This window comes from Deinococcus sp. QL22 (assembly GCF_023370075.1).
In the GTDB taxonomy this organism is placed as follows: Bacteria; Deinococcota; Deinococci; order Deinococcales; family Deinococcaceae; genus Deinococcus.
Genome location: NZ_CP097149.1, coordinates 1,960,565 through 1,975,404 on the forward strand (window position 1 = coordinate 1,960,565; position 14,840 = coordinate 1,975,404).

Here is a 14,840-nt window from a genome sequence, read left to right on the forward strand (position 1 = left end):
GTGGCGCAGATCAACGTGATCGGTCAGAACGGAGGTCGCACCATTGACCTCGACCTGCCCGAAGTCAATGTCAATATCTTGCACGATGTGGTGACCTGGCAGCTTGCCAGCCGCCGCCGTGGCACCGCCAGTACAAAAACCCGTGCTCAGGTCAGCGCGACCGGCAAGAAAATGTACGGCCAGAAGGGCACCGGTAATGCCCGTCACGGCGACCGTGGCGTGCCTACGTTCGTGGGCGGCGGTACGGCCTTCGGCCCCAAGCCCCGCAGCTACGAGTACACCCTGCCCCGCAAGGTGCGTCAGTTGGGCCTCGCTATGGCCCTCGCTGACCGCCAGGAAACGGGCAAGTTGATGGCTGTAGACGGCTTCAACCTCGACGGCAAGACCAAGAGCTTCGTCTCCTGGGCTGCTCAGAACGGCCTTGACGGAACCGAGCGCGTGTTGCTCGTGACCGATGATATGCAGGCCCGTCAGGGCGCTCGCAACGTGCCCTGGGCCACCGTGATGCCTGTCGCAGGCCTGAACGCCTACGATATCCTGCGTCATGACCGTCTGATTATCGATGCTGTGGCGCTTGAGCCTGCCCAAGAAGAAATGGAAGAAGGGGTAGCAGAGTGAATCACTACGACATCCTGAAGCAGCCTGTGGTCAGCGAGAAAGCCTACGCGGGCATGGAGCGCGGCGTATACACCTTCTGGGTGAATCCTTCGTCGACCAAGACCGAGATCAAGGCCGCCGTACAGAACGTGTTTGGCGTAAAAGTCGTGGGCATCAGCACCATGAACGTGACCGGCAAGCGTAAGCGTGTGGGCAAGTTTATCGGGCACCGTGCAGACCGCAAGAAGGCCATCGTGCGCCTCGCGGACGGCCAGAAGATCGACGCGCTCGAGAGCCAGATCTAAGGAGACGTTGAATATGGCCGTCAAGAAATACCGTCCCTATACCCCGTCGCGTCGCCAGATGACGACGGCGGACTTCAGCGGACTGACCAAAAAGCGCCCCGAAAAGGCACTGACAGAAGCCCTCCCCAAGACCGGCGGACGCAACAACCGTGGACGCATCACCAGCCGTTTCATCGGCGGCGGCCACAAGCGCCTGTACCGCATCATCGACTTCAAGCGCCGTGACAAGTCGGGCGTGAACGCCAAGGTCGCCTCTATCGAGTACGATCCCAACCGCAGCGCCCGCATTGCCCTGTTGGCTTACGCCGACGGCGAAAAGCGTTACATCCTGGCTCCCGAAGGTCTGGTCGTCGGTATGACAGTCGGCACCGGCCCCGAAGCAGAACCCAAGGTCGGCAACGCGCTGCCCCTGCGTTTCGTGCCTGTGGGTGCAGTCGTTCACGCCGTGGAACTCGTTCCCGGTAAGGGCGCACAGATGGCCCGCAGCGCCGGAACCAGCATTCAGTTGCAGGGGAAGGAAAGCGAGTACGTCATCCTGCGTCTGCCCAGCGGTGAACTCCGCCGCGTGCATACTGAGTGCTACGCCACTATCGGCGCAGTCGGCAACGCCGAGCACAAGAACATCAACCTTGGTAAGGCAGGACGCAGCCGTTGGCTTGGCCGCAAGCCCCACCAACGAGGAAGCGCCATGAACCCGGTGGATCACCCACACGGCGGTGGCGAAGGCCGTACTGGTGCAGGCCGCCAGCCCGTCAGCCCTTGGGGTCAACTTGCTAAGGGTCTGAAGACCCGCCGTAAGCGCAAGGTCAGCGACCGCTTTATCATCACCCGCCGCGGCGGGAAGTAAGGAGGGTAGAACATGCCCCGTAGCCTGAAGAAAGGGCCGTTCGTGGATGACCACCTCCTGAAAAAGGTGGACGCCCAGAACGACCGCAAGGAAAAGCGCGTCATCAAGACGTGGAGCCGCCGCAGCACCATCGTTCCCGAAATGATCGGTCACACCATTGCCGTGCACAACGGCAAGCAGCATGTGCCCGTGTTCGTGAACGAGCAGATGATCGGCCACAAACTCGGTGAATTCTCGCCCACCCGCTCTTACCGGGGTCACGGCGCAGACAAGAACACCAAGGGGAGCAAGAAGAAATGACCGCTCCTAGCGCCCCAGAACAGACCTTCCGTAACAAGAAGGAACGCAAGCAGAACGTCAAACTGCGCACCCCCGGCAAGGCCATCGCCCGTTACGTGCGCATGAGCCCCCGCAAAGTGCGTTTGGTCGTTGACGTGATCCGTGGCAAGAGCGTCCGTGACGCCGAAGACTTGCTGCGCTTCATTCCCCGCGCCGCCAGCGAGCCGGTCGCCAAGGTGCTGAACAGTGCCAAAGCCAACGCTCTGCACAACGACGACATGCTCGAAGAGCGTCTGGTCATCACGGCGGCTTACGTCGACGTCGGCCCGACCCTCAAGCGCCTGATTCCCCGTGCCCGTGGCAGCGCCAACATCCTGAAAAAGCGCACCAGCCACATCACCATCATCGTGGGCGAGCGGGTTGCCACGGTTCGCAGTGTTGGGAAACAGAGCACCGGGAAGGGGAACAAGTAATGGGTAACAAGATTAACCCGAACGGCTTTCGCCTCGGTATTACCCGTGGATGGAACAGCCGCTGGTACGCGGGCAAAAAGCAGTACGCCAAATTGCTGAAAGAAGACGAGAAGATTCGTAACCTCGTCAACAAGAAGCTGGCTGCCGCCGGAATCGCCCGCATCGAAATCGAGCGCGCTGGCCAACAGGTCAACGTGATCATCAGCGCCGCTAAACCCGGCATCGTGATCGGCAAGGGCGGCGACTCCATCAAGGGTCTGCGCGGCGACATCGAGAAACTGGTGTCTGCTGGCACTGTGGCTGTCAACGTCGCGGAAATCCCCAATCCCAACATCAGTGCGCCTCTGGTGGCCCTGCGAATCGCCGAGCAGATCGAGCGCCGCTTTGCCTTCCGCCGCGCCATGAAGCAGGCCGCACAGCGCGTGATGGAATCTGGTGCACGCGGTGTCAAGATCATCCTGTCCGGGCGTCTGGGCGGAGCTGAGCAAGCCCGCACCGAAAAAGTGCTGGAAGGCCGCGTGCCCCTGCACACCCTGCGTGCCGATATCGATTACGGCACCGCGCTGGCCCGCACCACCTACGGCATCCTGGGCATCAAAGTCCTGGTGTTCAACGGTGAAGTCATCGGTGGCCGCACGGAAACGCTGGCCCGTCCCCCCCGCCGCGATGATCGCCGCCCCGAAGGCGGAGACCGTCCCCGCACGAACCGCCGCCGTCCTACCGCGCGGCGCGGAGGTGAGTGATGCTTCTCCCGAAGCGCACCAAGTACCGTAAGCAGCACCGCGGCCGGATGACCGGTGACGCCAAGGGCGGCGACTACGTTGCCTTCGGCGACTTCGGCCTGATCGCCCTCGAGGCCGCCTGGGTTCGTTCCAACCAGATCGAAGCCTGCCGCATCGTGATGAGCCGTCACTTCCGCCGTGGGGGCAAGATCTACATCCGTATCTTCCCCGACAAGCCCGTGACCAAGAAGCCCGCCGAAACCCGAATGGGTAAAGGTAAGGGCGCCGTGGAATTCTGGGTCAGTGTCGTGAAGCCGGGCCGCGTCATGTTCGAAGTGTCGGGCGTGACTGAAGAGCAGGCCAAGGAAGCCTTCCGTTTGGCCGGACACAAGCTGCCCATCCAGACCAAGATGGTCAAGCGCGAGGTTTACGATGAAGCCCAGTGACATGCGTAGTTTGCAGGCTGCCGATTTCAAGAAAGAAATCGACGCCCGCAAGAAAGAATTGATGGAGCTGCGCTTTCAGGCGGCCATGGGCACGCTTGCCCAGCCCCACCGCGTCACGCAACTCCGCCGCGAAGTCGCCCAGCTGAATACCATCCGTGGTCAGCTGAGCGCCGCTGGAGAGCAGAAATGAAAAAGACCTTCACAGGCGTCGTGGTGAGCGACAAGGCCGACAAGACCGTCAGCGTCAAGGTCGAGCGCCGTTTCGCCCACCCCCTGTACGGCAAGATCGTGACCCGCAGCCATAAATACGCTGCCCACGACGAAGCCAACGAATACAAGACCGGTGACCGCGTCGAGATTATCGCCGTGCGCCCTATCTCCAAGACCAAAACTTGGAAGGTCACCAAACTGATCGAGCGCCCCCGCGGCATCGAAACCACGGCGGTTGAAACCGAAGGCGGCCAAGCATGATCATGCCCCAATCCCGCCTTGACGTGGCGGACAACAGCGGCGCACGCGAAATCATGTGCATCCGCGTGCTGAACAGCGGTATCGGCGGCAAAGGCCTGACGACGGGCGGCGGCGGTAACAAACGCTACGCCGGCGTCGGCGACATCATCGTGGCCAGCGTCAAAGACGCCGCGCCCCGTGGTGCCGTGAAAGCCGGTGACGTGGTGAAGGCTGTGGTCGTTCGTACCAGCCACGCCATCAAACGTGCCGACGGCAGCACCATCCGCTTCGACAAGAACGCCGCCGTCATCATCAACAATCAGGGCGAGCCTCGCGGCACCCGCGTCTTCGGGCCAGTGGCCCGCGAGCTGCGTGACCGCCGCTTCATGAAAATCGTGTCGCTCGCTCCGGAGGTCTTGTAATGCCTCTTCCCAGCGCAGGCTCTCACCACAACGACAAGTTGCACGTTAAAAAGGGTGACACCGTCATCGTTTTGCGCGGCAAGGACAAGGGCCAGACCGGTAAGGTTCTGATGGCCCTGCCCCGTGACGCCAAAGTCGTCGTGGAAGGCGTCAACATGGTCACCAAGCACGTGAAACCCAGCGCCAGCAGCCCTCAGGGCGGCATCGAAAAGCGCGAAGGTGCAGTGCACGCCAGCAAAGTGGCTCTCGTTGACCCCGAAACCGGCAAGGCGACCCGCATCCGCAAGCAGATCGTGGACGGTAAGAAAGTCCGCGTCGCTGTGGGCAGCGGCAAAGTCATCGACTGAATCTCAGGGTCACGCGCCCAATGCGTGACCTGGGCGGCTTTTACGTGAGTAAGAGTATCGCCCGAACCCCGTGAGGCAGCATGCAGACCTTGAAAGGCAAGTACAACGAGCAAGTCCGGCCCGCGCTGGTGCAGCAGTTTGGATATTCGTCCATAATGGCTGCCCCCCGTATCGAAAAGATCGTGATCAACGAGGGCCTCGGCGCTGCCAAAGAAGACAGCAAGGCCATCGACAAAGCCGCCAAGGAATTGGCGCTGATCGCCCTTCAGAAGCCCATCATCACCAAGGCCAAGAAGAGCATCTCCAACTTCAAGCTCCGTCAGGGCATGCCAGTGGGGATCAAGGTCACGTTGCGTGGCGAGCGCATGTACATCTTCCTCGAGAAGCTGATCAACATCGGCCTGCCCCGCATCCGTGATTTCCGTGGGATCAACCCCAACGCGTTCGACGGACGTGGCAACTACAACCTCGGCATCAAAGAGCAGCTGATCTTCCCAGAGATCACCTATGATATGGTAGACAAGGTGCGCGGTATGGATATCACTATCGTAACCACCGCGAAGACCGACGAGGAAGCCCGCGCACTGCTCCAGGCGATGGGTCTCCCGTTCCGGAAGTAAGTCTCCGGTAAATAAGGAAGCATATGGCGAACACCTCTAAAGTTGTGAAGGCAGAGCGCGGCATGAAATTTGCCGTGCAAAACTACAACCGCTGCTCCCGCTGTGGCCGCGCCCGCAGCTACTACCGGTTTTTTGGCCTGTGCCGCATTTGCATCCGCGAATTGGCACACAAGGGCGAATTGCCCGGCGTCAAAAAGAGCAGCTGGTAAGACCTCGCACTCTGGCACGGGTTTAACCCCAGCTGGAATGTGAACCTTGTAGGCCCCACCCGGATACGAACCGCCCGCCCCGTAGCTATAAGGCCAACAGGCTGAATAGCAAGACAGGGCATTTGGGCGGTGATCGTCTGGGACTGGGATATGACCCAACAGAAGAAACGGTAAAGGTGTCTTTTTGGCTGCCGAACCTAATTTTCAAGGGAAGACTCGGCCCGCCATCAGACAGGTGACGGGCCACCCGCCGGGGCCTCTGTGCCCTCATACGCCCCCGGAGGAAAAACATGCTGAGTGATCCTATCGCCGACATGCTCACGCGCATTCGCAACGCGACGCGCACGTTCAAAGAGACCGTGGACATCCCGGCCTCTAAGTTCAAAGAAGAGCTTGCCAAGTTGCTCGTCAAGGAAGGCTACGTTGCTTCCGTCGAGCGCACCCGTCCCGAAGGCCAAAAGTTTGATGTCCTGCGCGTGACCCTGAAATACGGTCATAAGCGTGAACAGGTCATCAAGCACATTGAGCGCATCAGCCGTCCTGGCCGCCGCGCTTACGTGAGCGCCGACAGCCTGCCCCGCATCCAGCGCGGCCTCGGTGTGGCCATCGTGTCCACCAGCAAAGGCCTGCTCCCTGACCGCGAAGCCCGCAAACAGGGAATCGGCGGCGAAGTTATCTGTGTGCTCTGGTAAACGCTCCAGCGTCTGCCAATTCACCTGATCCATCGCTGTTCGGTCTTTACCTCACCCCCTGACCACGGAGCCACACAGCAAGCCCCGGCTCTGCATTTAAGGAGACAAGATGTCCCGTATCGGTAAACAACCCATCGCCGTACCCAACGGCGTGACCGCAAGCACCGCCAATGGCGTGTTCAAGGTCAAGGGCCCCAAAGGTGAACTGACCGTTCCCTTCAATCAAGACCTGACCATCAAGCACGAAGACGGTACCTTGCTCGTCGAGCGTCCCAGCGACGCCCAGCGGCACCGCGCCCTCCACGGCCTGACCCGCACGCTGGTTGCCAACGCCGTCAAAGGCGTGAGCGACGGCTTTACCATCAACCTTGAGCTGCGTGGCGTGGGGTACCGTGCCAAGCTGAACGGCAAGGTGCTGGAACTGGCTATCGGCTACAGCCACCCCGTCATCATCGATCCTCCTGCTGGCGTAACTTTTGCGGTGCCTGAACCCACCAAAATCGACGTGAGCGGTATCGACAAGCAACTGGTGGGCCAAGTGGCCGCCAATGTCCGCAAAGTTCGCAAGCCCGACGCCTACCACGGCAAGGGTGTGCGTTTCGTTGGCGAGCAAATTGCCCTGAAGGCCGGTAAAGCCGGTGCGACGGGCGGGAAAGGGAAGAAATAATGGCAGCCCAGACCACCATCCGCCGCAAGCTTCGCGCCCGCCGCAAGGTACGCGTCGCTGCTGGCGAGCGCCCACGCCTCAGCGTGTTCCGCTCCAGCAAGCACATTTACGCTCAAATTATCGATGATGCCAGTGGCGCCACGTTGGCTTCGGCCAGCAGCAGCGCCCTCAAAACCGGCACCAAAACCGACACCGCCGCCGCAGTGGGCAAGGCCCTGGCCGAAGCCGCGACCGCCAAAGGCGTCAAGCAGGTTGTGTTCGACCGTGGTCAGTACCGCTACCACGGACGCGTGAAAGCGCTCGCAGACGCGGCGCGGGAGGGTGGCCTTGACTTTTAATCGTCGCAATGACCGCGAACGCGAAACCAGCGAATTCGAAGAGAAGATGCTGTTCGTGAACCGCACGTCCAAAACCTACCAGGGTGGACGCCGTTTCCGCTTCGCCGCACTCGTGATTCTCGGTGACCGCAATGGTCGCGTGGGCATGGGCATCGGCAAGGCCAAAGAAGTTCCTGTGGCCATCGAGAAAGCCAAAGCGATTGCCCGCAAGAACATGATCACTGTACCTGTCGAAAACGGAACCATTCCGCACGACATCGTCGGTGTGAACTCGACCAGCCGCGTGCTGCTGAAACCGGCTGGCCCCGGTACGGGCGTCATCGCGGGCACCGTGCCCCGTTCGATTGCCGAACTGGCCGGGATCACCAACATGCTCTCGAAGGAACTCGGAAGCCGGAACCGAATCAACGTGGCGTACGCCGTGTTCGACGGCTTCAAGAACCTGCGTACGGCCAAGCAAGTTCGCGCCCTGCGCGGCGACCCTGCCGCAGCCGCGCAACCCGCCGGAGGTGCTCAATAATGGCATCCATCAAGATCACTCTGAAGAGCAGCGTGATTGGCCGCCGCGCCAGTCAGGTCGCTACTGTAAAAGCGTTGGGCCTGCGTAAAATTGGCGACACCCGTGTCCTCAACGATTCGCCCGCCATTCGCGGCATGGTCAAGACCGTGCAGCACATGTTGGAGGTGGAAGGGTGAAGCTCCATGAACTGAAGCCCTCAGAAGGCAGCCGCAAGAACCGCAAACGCGTTGGACGCGGCCCCGGCGGCACCGATAAGACCGCCGGACGCGGTCACAAGGGTCAGAAGTCGCGCAGCGGTGCTGGCAAAGGTTCCTTCTTTGAAGGTGGCCGCAGCACCCTGATCAGCCGTCTGCCCAAGCGTGGTTTCAACAACGTCGGCACCACCTACGAAATCGTGAAGCTCTCGCACCTTGAGGAAACCGGCATGGACGTGCTGGACCGCGAGGCGCTGGAACTGACCGGTCTGGTGCGCCGCAAGAACTGGCCAGTGAAGTTGCTCGCCAGTGGCGAACTGACCCGCGCCGTGACTGTATATGTGGACGCTGCCAGCGCCTCAGCTATTGCAGCTGTGGAAGCGGCGGGCGGCAAGGTTATCTTGCCTGTGGCCAAGGGCAGCGAAGCCCAAAACGACGAGAAGGCGGGCTAAATGCTCCGCGCCTTCCGCGACGCGTTCCGGATTCCGGACCTTCGGCGGAAGATTGTCTTCACCCTGCTGCTGCTGGCGGTGTACCGCTTGGGAAGCACCATTCCTACGCCCGGCGTCAACACCGCAGCACTCGAATCGGCCACCTCAGGTGGCCTTTTCGGGTTAATCAGCCTGATTTCGGGCGGCAATCTTTCGCAGTTCTCGATTTTTGCGCTGGGCGTGCTGCCGTACATCACGGCCAGCATCGTGATCCAGCTGATGACCACCACCGTGCCCGCCCTGGAGAAGCTCAGTAAAGAGGGCGAGGAAGGGCGCAAGAAGATCAACCAGTTCACGCGCTACGCCGCTGTTGGCCTTGGCGCGGTGCAGGCCCTGTTCTTCTCGCTGTTCATTACCAGCAACCCGGCGTATGTGGCCGTCGGCTGGGATCCTGGCATCTTTACCACCGTCGTGATGGTACTGACGCAGGTTGCGGGCATTGCCTTCACCATGTGGATCGGCGAGCGCATTACCGAAGTGGGTGTGGGCAACGGCATCAGCCTAATCATCACGGCGGGCATCATTGCCAACTACCCGCGTGAAATTGCGGCCACTGGGCAACTGCTCAACACAGAGCAGACCAGCATCCTGCGTATCTTGATTTTCGCAGCTGTTATTCTGATTACCATCGCAGGCATCGTGTATGTGTATCAGGGCGAACGGCGTGTACCTGTCACCTACGCACGTGCGCGGGGCGGTACACCCACAGGTGGGGCCGCACGCAACATGGGCGGGCAGGCCACCTGGTTGCCCATCAAGGTCAATCAGGCGGGCGTGATTCCGGTCATTTTCGCCAGTGCCATGCTGATCATTCCCAACCTGATCGCCACAGCTACGGCCACCCGTGCGCCCGCCGTGAACGCCTGGATTCAATCGAATCTGGTGTTTGGTCAGCCTTTTTATCTGGCACTTGAGGCGTTACTGATCTTCGGGTTTACCTACCTCTACAACAGCGTGCAGTTTGATCCCAAGCGGATCAGCGAGCAGTTGCGTGAAGCGGGCGGGTTCATTCCGGGGGTGCGTCCCGGCGTGCCGACTGCCGAGTATCTGGGCAGTATCAGTGGCCGCCTGAGCTTGTGGGGCGCGGTGTTCTTGGTTGTCCTGACGGTGTTTCCGCAGATCGTGCAGCGGGCTACCGGTATCACCACCTTCCAATTTTCGGGGACGGGCCTGCTGATTATCGTCGGTGTGGCGCTCGAAACCCTGAAGCAACTGGAAGCCCAACTGACGGTTCGCCGTTACGACGGGTTCATTACCAAAGGCCGGATTCGCGGCAGACTGAACAACTGAATACGCGCTCTATACAACCGCTCTCCCTGGTCTGGGTGGGCGGTTTTGCCTTGGCCCATACTGCTTTGCGTCACCTATCGGGGAACACTTCTGGTCAGGCCCGCCCCATAAGTGCCCAGTTCACCTTATGCTGTACACCCAAAGAAGGGGGACTACGTTGACCACATCCAAAAACAAAGTCGTGATTTTCCTCGGCCCGCCCGGTGCAGGCAAAGGCACGCAGGCCGAGCGATTGGCCCAGGAGCAACACCTCGTCAAGATCAGCACGGGCGACATTCTGCGCGACCATGTCGAGCGCGGCACCGAGCTGGGACAGCAAGCCGGGCCACTGATGAAGGCCGGAAAACTGGTGCCCGATGATCTGCTGATGGCCCTGATCCGTGATCGCCTCGCCAGCATGGACAGCGTGCGCGTGATCTTCGACGGCTTTCCGCGCACCACCGCACAGGCACAGGAACTCGACATGCTGCTGGAGGAACTTGGCGCACCGATCAGCGCTGTGCCCTTGTTGGAGGTTCCTGATGACCTCCTGATTTCCCGCATCGTAGAGCGCGGCAAAACCAGTGGCCGCGACGACGACACCGAAGCGGTGGCCCGTGAACGCCAGAACGTGTACCGCGAGCAGACCCGCCCCCTGATCGATTACTACGCGGCGCGGGGCCACCTGAAAACGGTAGACGGCGTGGGCACGATGGACGACGTTTATAGCCGGATTTTGAGTACGTTGCACTGAGTTTTTCTGGAAGTGAATCGTAAATCAGCGGGTGGGGGAGATTCCTCTGCCCGCCTGTCCATGGGGTCGCCTGGGGAGAACTAAAGTTTAATGACGCGGCAGTCGAATAGGTAGGCGCTAGAAGAAATGATACAGAACGCTTAAACTAAGCTTTATGTTCCTCTTAGGGTTGCTCGTGAGTGCCAGCGGGCCATTGACGAATGTGTGGGCGTGGCGTGGCGGCAGGCGGACGGTATGACTGCGCTACTCTTGACCCCTACCGTGCAGGGCGACTGGTTTGTGCGTGCCCGCGAACTGGCGCTGCTGCTGACCAGTTGGCCCAGCGTGACCGGACAACCTGGAGAAACGGCTTTTGCAGGCTTGCTGGAAGCCGAGCTGAGGCGCTGGCCCATTTTTGCCGCCCACCCAGAGAACGTGTGGCTGGGCCGCGCCCGTTCCGGTCATGACGCCTGGAACGTGTACGCACTGGTAGAGGGCCATGGCACGCAGACTGTGTTGCTGGCAGGCCATTACGACACGGTCAGCACCGACGATTACGGCGCGTGGCAACCGCTGGCCGGAGAAGCCGAGGCGCTGCAGGAGGCCATGTGCCACACCCTGGAAACCCAATCGGTGAGCCGGGGCCTGGAGGCGTCGGAACGGTTGGCTCTCGCTGATCTTCAATCTGGTGAATTCCTGCCGGGACGCGGCCTGCTGGACATGAAAGGTGGCTTGGCGGCGGGGCTGGCTGTGTTGGAACACTACAGCCAACTGCCCCCAGAGCAGCGGCCCGGCAACTTGCTCTTTGTAACGACTCCTGACGAAGAAGGCCGTTCCAGCGGAGCGCGGGCGGTGGCCCATGACCTGCCCGACATTGCCGTACGACGCAACCTGAAACTCGTTGCGGGCCTGAATCTGGACGCCACCGCCGATGTGGGAGACGGCTCGGAGGGACGGGCGGCGTACCTCGGCACGGTGGGTAAAGTGCTGCTGTCGGCGCTGGTGGTGGGCTGTCCCACTCACGCCGCCTATCCCTTCGACGGCGTGAGTGCCAGCCTGATGACCGCTGAATTGCTGCGCCGTGTGGAAGCCAACCCGGAACTGGCCGACCGCTCGGAATTGGGCGAGGCCGCCGCGCCCGCGTGCCTGGAGTTACGCGACAGCCGCACCCAGTACGACGTAACCACGCCCGCCTGGGTCTGGTGCGCCTTCAATGTGCTGACCGTTCAGCGCCAGCCCAGTGAGGTTCTGGCCCTGTTCCGCAGCCTTGCCGAAGAAGTGGCGGCCTCGGCACAGGCCGAATTTGCACGGCGGGCAGCGGGAGCGGGCAGTCTGAACGCCCCGCGCCTGATGGTGCAGCACCCCAAAGTGCTGACTTACGGCGAATTGCGTGCGTTGGCCGACGCCAGAGTCGGAGCAGACGCCGTGCAAGTGCGGATCGAATCTACTCTGTCTGGCCCTGACCCCCTGCGGGCCAGCCGTGAAATTACAGTGGCGCTGATGGGCCTTGCCGGGCTGGACGGCCCGGCGATCATTCTCGGATTCGGGGCGCTGCACTACCCGCATACTCATCTGGGCGACCATGCCGCTGACACTGCACTGAAGGCGGCCATCGTGCGGCACGCACAGGACTTGGAACAGGAAACCGGCCTGACTCTTCGGGTACGCGGCCACTTCGCCGGAATCTCCGACATGAGCTTTTTGGGACAGGCCGCCAACTTGCCCGAACAGGATTGCCTGCGGGGGCACACGCCGCATCCGGCCCACGTCGACCCCGTCCCAGCTGACGCCTTAGAGTTTCCCATCGTCAATATTGGCCCCTGGGGACGCGATTATCACCAGCGGTTAGAGCGGATTCACGCGCCGTACAGCTTTCAAACCGTGCCGGAACTGCTGTGGCGCGTGATGCAGGACGTTTGGCAAGCGGGATGACCTTGGTTCTCTGATGCTGGGCGCGTGGATGTCCGTTTGGTTTGGACACCCCCATGCCGCTTCACTTTAACCTTCCTTCACTCTTGCCCCTTGCGCCTACCTGTGATACCTTTACGTTTGGCTTGCATCAAGCCTGGAGGTTGCGTGGCAAGACGAAAAATGCCGGAACAGCGGGAAAAGCGTAAGAAGGAAGAGTCCGATACCGTTCGGGCTGAGGGCGTCGTGGAGGAGGCTTTGCCGAACACCACGTTCCGCGTGAAGCTGGACACTGGACATGACCTGCTGGCGTACATCAGCGGCAAAATGCGAATTCACTACATCCGTATTTTGCCCGGAGACCGTGTGGTTCTGGAAATCAGCCCCTACGACACCAGCCGTGGGCGCATCGTCTACCGCAAATAACGCTCCACAAGCTTCGGCTTAGGGCGGGATTTGAGGAGGCGCGGTTGCAGTTGGGGCCTAGGCCATAGCCAAAAGCCCCCACTGAAAACGGCGCACACGTAGGTTCAGGGGTTTGTTGCCCAAATAGATTCTTTCGTTCTGCCAGCGTGCAGGGCCAGAGGGTCGAGCGCAGCTAAGCGGTCACCAAGATGGGTGGCGGTTCGGCGGCGCGAGGAGGAAGCATGAAAGTTCGCAGCAGTGTCAAGAAAATGTGCGACAACTGCAAGGTGATCCGCCGCCACGGGCGCGTGTTGGTCATCTGCACCAATGTCAAGCACAAGCAGAGGCAAGGCTAATGGCCCGTATTGCAGGCGTCGACCTTCCCCGCGAAAAGCGGATCGAAATCGGTCTGACCTACATCTACGGCATCGGCCTGACCCGTGCCAAGGAAGTCCTGGCGCGTACCGGAATCAGCCCCGATACCCGCGTCAAGAACCTGACCGAAGCCGAGCAGTCCACCCTGCGTGAAGCCGTCGAGAAGACCTACAAGGTCGAAGGCGATCTCCGCAGCGAAGTTGGCCAGAACATCAAGCGCCTGATGGATATCGGCGCTTACCGTGGTCTGCGTCACCGCCGTGGGTTGCCCGTGCGCGGCCAGCGCACCAAGACGAATGCCCGTACCCGGAAGGGGCCGCGCAAGACCGTCGCCGGTAAGAAGAAAGCGGCGAGGAAGTAATAAGCCATGGCAAAATCAACCAAAGGCAAGACCCCCCGCCGCGCGCGCCGCAACATCAGCGCAGGCCGCGCCTATGTTCACGCGAGCTACAACAACACCATCGTTACCATCACCGATCTTGAAGGCAACAGCGTTGCCTGGTCGAGTGGCGGCACGATTGGTTACAAGGGCAGCAAGAAGGGCACGCCCTACGCTGCCCAGCTTGCCGCCGCCGACGCCGTGAAGAAGGCCCAACAGACCTTCGGCATGAACATCGTCGACGTGATCGTGCGTGGCAGCGGCTCTGGCCGTGAACAGGCCATCCGCGCTATACAGGCCAGCGGCATCGAAGTGAAGTCCATCATGGACGACACCCCCGTGCCTCACAACGGCTGCCGCCCCAAGAAAAAGCACCGCGCTTAAAGCACACGCGCGCGCCCACCTGCCCCGTTTCCGCTGTGCCCGGGCACCCAACGCTCAGGCACTCGAGCCGCACCACCGGCAAGGAAACGGGCACCAGAGGGCCGCAGACCCGGTCAGTTTTAAAGGCTTGACCGCTAAGGAGTTCGTAACATGGGTCGTTTCCGTGGTTCCATTACCAAGCAGAGTCGCCGCGAAGGGATTAACCTCGCGGAGACTGAAAAAGTTCAGAAGTATCTGGACAAGCGTCCTTACGGCCCCGGCCAGCACGGTCAGCGCCGCAAGGGTCGTCCCAGCGACTATTCCATCCGCCTGCGCGAAAAGCAGAAGCTAGCGCGTCTGTACGGCATGGGCGAGAAGCAGTTCCGCAACCTCTTTGAGGAAGCGGCCAACGTGCCCGGCGTGACCGGCACGGTGTTCCTGCAATTGCTGGAGCGCCGCCTCGACAACGTCGTCTTCCGCATGGGCTTCGCCAGCACCCGCCGTCAGGCCCGTCAATTTGTGGGTCACGGTCACATTTTCGTGAACGGCAAGAAGGTCGACATCGCCTCTTACCGCGTCAAAATCGGTGATGAAATCACTATCGGTGAGAAGAGTCGCCAGATTGGGTTCATTCAGGAAAACATGGAAGCGCAAAAGCGCCGCCGCGTCAGCCCCTGGGTCGAACTGAATCCCGAAACGTTCACTGGCACGTTCTCCCGTTTGCCCGCACGAGAAGACCTCGCGCTGCCAATCAACGAGAACCTCATCATCGAGTACTACTCGCGTTAA

The 14,840-nt window shown here is 61.0% G+C and carries 27 protein-coding genes; all 27 read left to right on the forward strand.

Going from position 1 to position 14,840, the window contains the following annotated elements; all coding sequences use genetic code 11:
• Entirely contained in the window at window positions 1–618 is a 618-nt protein-coding gene (gene rplD / locus M1R55_RS09740) for a 50S ribosomal protein L4 (protein ID WP_249391597.1), read from the forward strand.
• A complete protein-coding gene (locus tag M1R55_RS09745; RefSeq protein ID WP_064015350.1) occupies window positions 615–902 on the forward strand; it encodes a 50S ribosomal protein L23 in 288 nt (95 codons plus the stop codon). The genes rplD and M1R55_RS09745 overlap by 4 nt, the downstream gene beginning before the upstream one ends.
• A 13-nt stretch (window positions 903–915) precedes the next feature.
• Window positions 916–1,749, forward strand: a complete 834-nt coding sequence (gene rplB, locus M1R55_RS09750) for a 50S ribosomal protein L2 (RefSeq protein ID WP_064015349.1) — start codon at window positions 916–918, stop codon at window positions 1,747–1,749.
• A gap of 12 nt (window positions 1,750–1,761) precedes the next feature.
• The gene (gene rpsS / locus M1R55_RS09755; protein WP_019012094.1) at window positions 1,762–2,049 is read left to right on the forward strand and encodes a 30S ribosomal protein S19; all 288 of its coding nucleotides are present in this window, start codon (window positions 1,762–1,764) and stop codon (window positions 2,047–2,049) included.
• Window positions 2,046–2,501: a 50S ribosomal protein L22 gene (gene rplV / locus M1R55_RS09760; RefSeq protein WP_249391598.1), complete on the forward strand. Its 456-nt coding sequence runs from the start codon at window positions 2,046–2,048 to the stop codon at window positions 2,499–2,501. The genes rpsS and rplV overlap by 4 nt, the downstream gene beginning before the upstream one ends.
• Window positions 2,501–3,244, forward strand: a complete 744-nt coding sequence (gene rpsC, locus M1R55_RS09765; RefSeq protein WP_019012092.1) for a 30S ribosomal protein S3 — start codon at window positions 2,501–2,503, stop codon at window positions 3,242–3,244. Before rplV ends, rpsC begins: the two co-directional genes overlap by 1 nt.
• Window positions 3,244–3,669 carry a 50S ribosomal protein L16 gene (gene rplP / locus M1R55_RS09770; RefSeq protein ID WP_064015347.1) on the forward strand — a complete coding sequence of 142 codons (426 nt, stop codon included), beginning with the start codon at window positions 3,244–3,246 and terminating at the stop codon, window positions 3,667–3,669. Before rpsC ends, rplP begins: the two co-directional genes overlap by 1 nt.
• Window positions 3,656–3,859 carry a 50S ribosomal protein L29 gene (gene rpmC, locus M1R55_RS09775; RefSeq protein WP_064015346.1) on the forward strand — a complete coding sequence of 68 codons (204 nt, stop codon included), beginning with the start codon at window positions 3,656–3,658 and terminating at the stop codon, window positions 3,857–3,859. Before rplP ends, rpmC begins: the two co-directional genes overlap by 14 nt.
• Window positions 3,856–4,140 (forward strand): 30S ribosomal protein S17, encoded by a 285-nt coding sequence (rpsQ, locus tag M1R55_RS09780; protein WP_064015345.1) that lies wholly within the window; start codon window positions 3,856–3,858, stop codon window positions 4,138–4,140. Before rpmC ends, rpsQ begins: the two co-directional genes overlap by 4 nt.
• A complete protein-coding gene (rplN, locus tag M1R55_RS09785) occupies window positions 4,137–4,541 on the forward strand; it encodes a 50S ribosomal protein L14 (protein ID WP_064015344.1) in 405 nt (134 codons plus the stop codon). Before rpsQ ends, rplN begins: the two co-directional genes overlap by 4 nt.
• 38 nt (window positions 4,542–4,579) lie before the next feature.
• Window positions 4,580–4,888, forward strand: coding sequence for a 50S ribosomal protein L24 (gene rplX, locus M1R55_RS09790; RefSeq protein ID WP_249394186.1), 309 nt, complete (start codon window positions 4,580–4,582; stop codon window positions 4,886–4,888).
• Between the two features lie 80 nt (window positions 4,889–4,968).
• The gene (gene rplE, locus M1R55_RS09795) at window positions 4,969–5,508 is read left to right on the forward strand and encodes a 50S ribosomal protein L5 (protein ID WP_249391599.1); all 540 of its coding nucleotides are present in this window, start codon (window positions 4,969–4,971) and stop codon (window positions 5,506–5,508) included.
• 23 nt (window positions 5,509–5,531) lie between these two features.
• Window positions 5,532–5,717, forward strand: coding sequence for a type Z 30S ribosomal protein S14 (locus tag M1R55_RS09800; RefSeq protein ID WP_019012086.1), 186 nt, complete (start codon window positions 5,532–5,534; stop codon window positions 5,715–5,717).
• A 290-nt stretch (window positions 5,718–6,007) separates the two neighbouring features.
• Complete coding sequence (gene rpsH, locus M1R55_RS09805; protein WP_019012085.1) at window positions 6,008–6,409, forward strand: 30S ribosomal protein S8; 402 nt, start codon at window positions 6,008–6,010, stop codon at window positions 6,407–6,409.
• 109 nt (window positions 6,410–6,518) lie between these two features.
• Window positions 6,519–7,076, forward strand: coding sequence for a 50S ribosomal protein L6 (gene rplF / locus M1R55_RS09810; protein WP_249391600.1), 558 nt, complete (start codon window positions 6,519–6,521; stop codon window positions 7,074–7,076).
• Window positions 7,076–7,414 carry a 50S ribosomal protein L18 gene (gene rplR / locus M1R55_RS09815; RefSeq protein ID WP_249391601.1) on the forward strand — a complete coding sequence of 113 codons (339 nt, stop codon included), beginning with the start codon at window positions 7,076–7,078 and terminating at the stop codon, window positions 7,412–7,414. The genes rplF and rplR overlap by 1 nt, the downstream gene beginning before the upstream one ends.
• Complete coding sequence (gene rpsE / locus M1R55_RS09820) at window positions 7,404–7,934, forward strand: 30S ribosomal protein S5 (protein ID WP_168733365.1); 531 nt, start codon at window positions 7,404–7,406, stop codon at window positions 7,932–7,934. Before rplR ends, rpsE begins: the two co-directional genes overlap by 11 nt.
• An 8-nt stretch (window positions 7,935–7,942) precedes the next feature.
• Window positions 7,943–8,110, forward strand: a complete 168-nt coding sequence (gene rpmD / locus M1R55_RS09825) for a 50S ribosomal protein L30 (protein ID WP_026299134.1) — start codon at window positions 7,943–7,945, stop codon at window positions 8,108–8,110.
• The gene (gene rplO, locus M1R55_RS09830; protein WP_249391602.1) at window positions 8,107–8,580 is read left to right on the forward strand and encodes a 50S ribosomal protein L15; all 474 of its coding nucleotides are present in this window, start codon (window positions 8,107–8,109) and stop codon (window positions 8,578–8,580) included. The genes rpmD and rplO overlap by 4 nt, the downstream gene beginning before the upstream one ends.
• Window positions 8,581–9,909: a preprotein translocase subunit SecY gene (gene secY, locus M1R55_RS09835; protein WP_249391603.1), complete on the forward strand. Its 1,329-nt coding sequence runs from the start codon at window positions 8,581–8,583 to the stop codon at window positions 9,907–9,909.
• 157 nt (window positions 9,910–10,066) lie between these two features.
• A complete protein-coding gene (locus M1R55_RS09840) occupies window positions 10,067–10,642 on the forward strand; it encodes an adenylate kinase (protein WP_249391604.1) in 576 nt (191 codons plus the stop codon).
• Between the two features lie 234 nt (window positions 10,643–10,876).
• The gene (locus M1R55_RS09845) at window positions 10,877–12,553 is read left to right on the forward strand and encodes a M20/M25/M40 family metallo-hydrolase (protein ID WP_249391605.1); all 1,677 of its coding nucleotides are present in this window, start codon (window positions 10,877–10,879) and stop codon (window positions 12,551–12,553) included.
• A 159-nt stretch (window positions 12,554–12,712) separates the two neighbouring features.
• The gene (infA, locus tag M1R55_RS09850) at window positions 12,713–12,955 is read left to right on the forward strand and encodes a translation initiation factor IF-1 (protein ID WP_019012076.1); all 243 of its coding nucleotides are present in this window, start codon (window positions 12,713–12,715) and stop codon (window positions 12,953–12,955) included.
• 221 nt (window positions 12,956–13,176) lie between these two features.
• The gene (rpmJ, locus tag M1R55_RS09855) at window positions 13,177–13,290 is read left to right on the forward strand and encodes a 50S ribosomal protein L36 (protein WP_019012075.1); all 114 of its coding nucleotides are present in this window, start codon (window positions 13,177–13,179) and stop codon (window positions 13,288–13,290) included.
• Window positions 13,290–13,670: a 30S ribosomal protein S13 gene (gene rpsM / locus M1R55_RS09860; protein ID WP_019012074.1), complete on the forward strand. Its 381-nt coding sequence runs from the start codon at window positions 13,290–13,292 to the stop codon at window positions 13,668–13,670. The genes rpmJ and rpsM overlap by 1 nt, the downstream gene beginning before the upstream one ends.
• Window positions 13,671–13,676: 6 nt before the next feature.
• On the forward strand, window positions 13,677–14,072 hold the full coding sequence (gene rpsK / locus M1R55_RS09865) for a 30S ribosomal protein S11 (RefSeq protein WP_019012073.1): 396 nt from the start codon (window positions 13,677–13,679) through the stop codon (window positions 14,070–14,072).
• Window positions 14,073–14,222: 150 nt separating this feature from the next.
• On the forward strand, window positions 14,223–14,840 hold the full coding sequence (rpsD, locus tag M1R55_RS09870) for a 30S ribosomal protein S4 (protein ID WP_136364605.1): 618 nt from the start codon (window positions 14,223–14,225) through the stop codon (window positions 14,838–14,840).

Excerpts from the sequence above, each read along its gene's own strand:
- rplB (WP_064015349.1), top strand. The coding sequence starts at position 916 with ATGGCCGTCAAGAAATACCGTCCCTATACCCCGTCGCGTCGCCAGATG.
- rpsS (WP_019012094.1), top strand. The coding sequence starts at position 1,762 with ATGCCCCGTAGCCTGAAGAAAGGGCCGTTCGTGGATGACCACCTCCTG.
- rplV (WP_249391598.1), top strand. The coding sequence starts at position 2,046 with ATGACCGCTCCTAGCGCCCCAGAACAGACCTTCCGTAACAAGAAGGAA.
- rpsC (WP_019012092.1), top strand. The coding sequence starts at position 2,501 with ATGGGTAACAAGATTAACCCGAACGGCTTTCGCCTCGGTATTACCCGT.
- rplP (WP_064015347.1), top strand. The coding sequence starts at position 3,244 with ATGCTTCTCCCGAAGCGCACCAAGTACCGTAAGCAGCACCGCGGCCGG.
- rpmC (WP_064015346.1), top strand. The coding sequence starts at position 3,656 with ATGAAGCCCAGTGACATGCGTAGTTTGCAGGCTGCCGATTTCAAGAAA.
- rpsQ (WP_064015345.1), top strand. The coding sequence starts at position 3,856 with ATGAAAAAGACCTTCACAGGCGTCGTGGTGAGCGACAAGGCCGACAAG.
- rplN (WP_064015344.1), top strand. The coding sequence starts at position 4,137 with ATGATCATGCCCCAATCCCGCCTTGACGTGGCGGACAACAGCGGCGCA.
- rplE (WP_249391599.1), top strand. The coding sequence starts at position 4,969 with ATGCAGACCTTGAAAGGCAAGTACAACGAGCAAGTCCGGCCCGCGCTG.
- M1R55_RS09800 (WP_019012086.1), top strand. The coding sequence starts at position 5,532 with ATGGCGAACACCTCTAAAGTTGTGAAGGCAGAGCGCGGCATGAAATTT.
- rpsH (WP_019012085.1), top strand. The coding sequence starts at position 6,008 with ATGCTGAGTGATCCTATCGCCGACATGCTCACGCGCATTCGCAACGCG.
- rplF (WP_249391600.1), top strand. The coding sequence starts at position 6,519 with ATGTCCCGTATCGGTAAACAACCCATCGCCGTACCCAACGGCGTGACC.
- rplR (WP_249391601.1), top strand. The coding sequence starts at position 7,076 with ATGGCAGCCCAGACCACCATCCGCCGCAAGCTTCGCGCCCGCCGCAAG.
- secY (WP_249391603.1), top strand. The coding sequence starts at position 8,581 with ATGCTCCGCGCCTTCCGCGACGCGTTCCGGATTCCGGACCTTCGGCGG.
- M1R55_RS09845 (WP_249391605.1), top strand. The coding sequence starts at position 10,877 with ATGACTGCGCTACTCTTGACCCCTACCGTGCAGGGCGACTGGTTTGTG.
- infA (WP_019012076.1), top strand. The coding sequence starts at position 12,713 with ATGCCGGAACAGCGGGAAAAGCGTAAGAAGGAAGAGTCCGATACCGTT.
- rpmJ (WP_019012075.1), top strand. The coding sequence starts at position 13,177 with ATGAAAGTTCGCAGCAGTGTCAAGAAAATGTGCGACAACTGCAAGGTG.
- rpsM (WP_019012074.1), top strand. The coding sequence starts at position 13,290 with ATGGCCCGTATTGCAGGCGTCGACCTTCCCCGCGAAAAGCGGATCGAA.
- rpsK (WP_019012073.1), top strand. The coding sequence starts at position 13,677 with ATGGCAAAATCAACCAAAGGCAAGACCCCCCGCCGCGCGCGCCGCAAC.
- rpsD (WP_136364605.1), top strand. The coding sequence starts at position 14,223 with ATGGGTCGTTTCCGTGGTTCCATTACCAAGCAGAGTCGCCGCGAAGGG.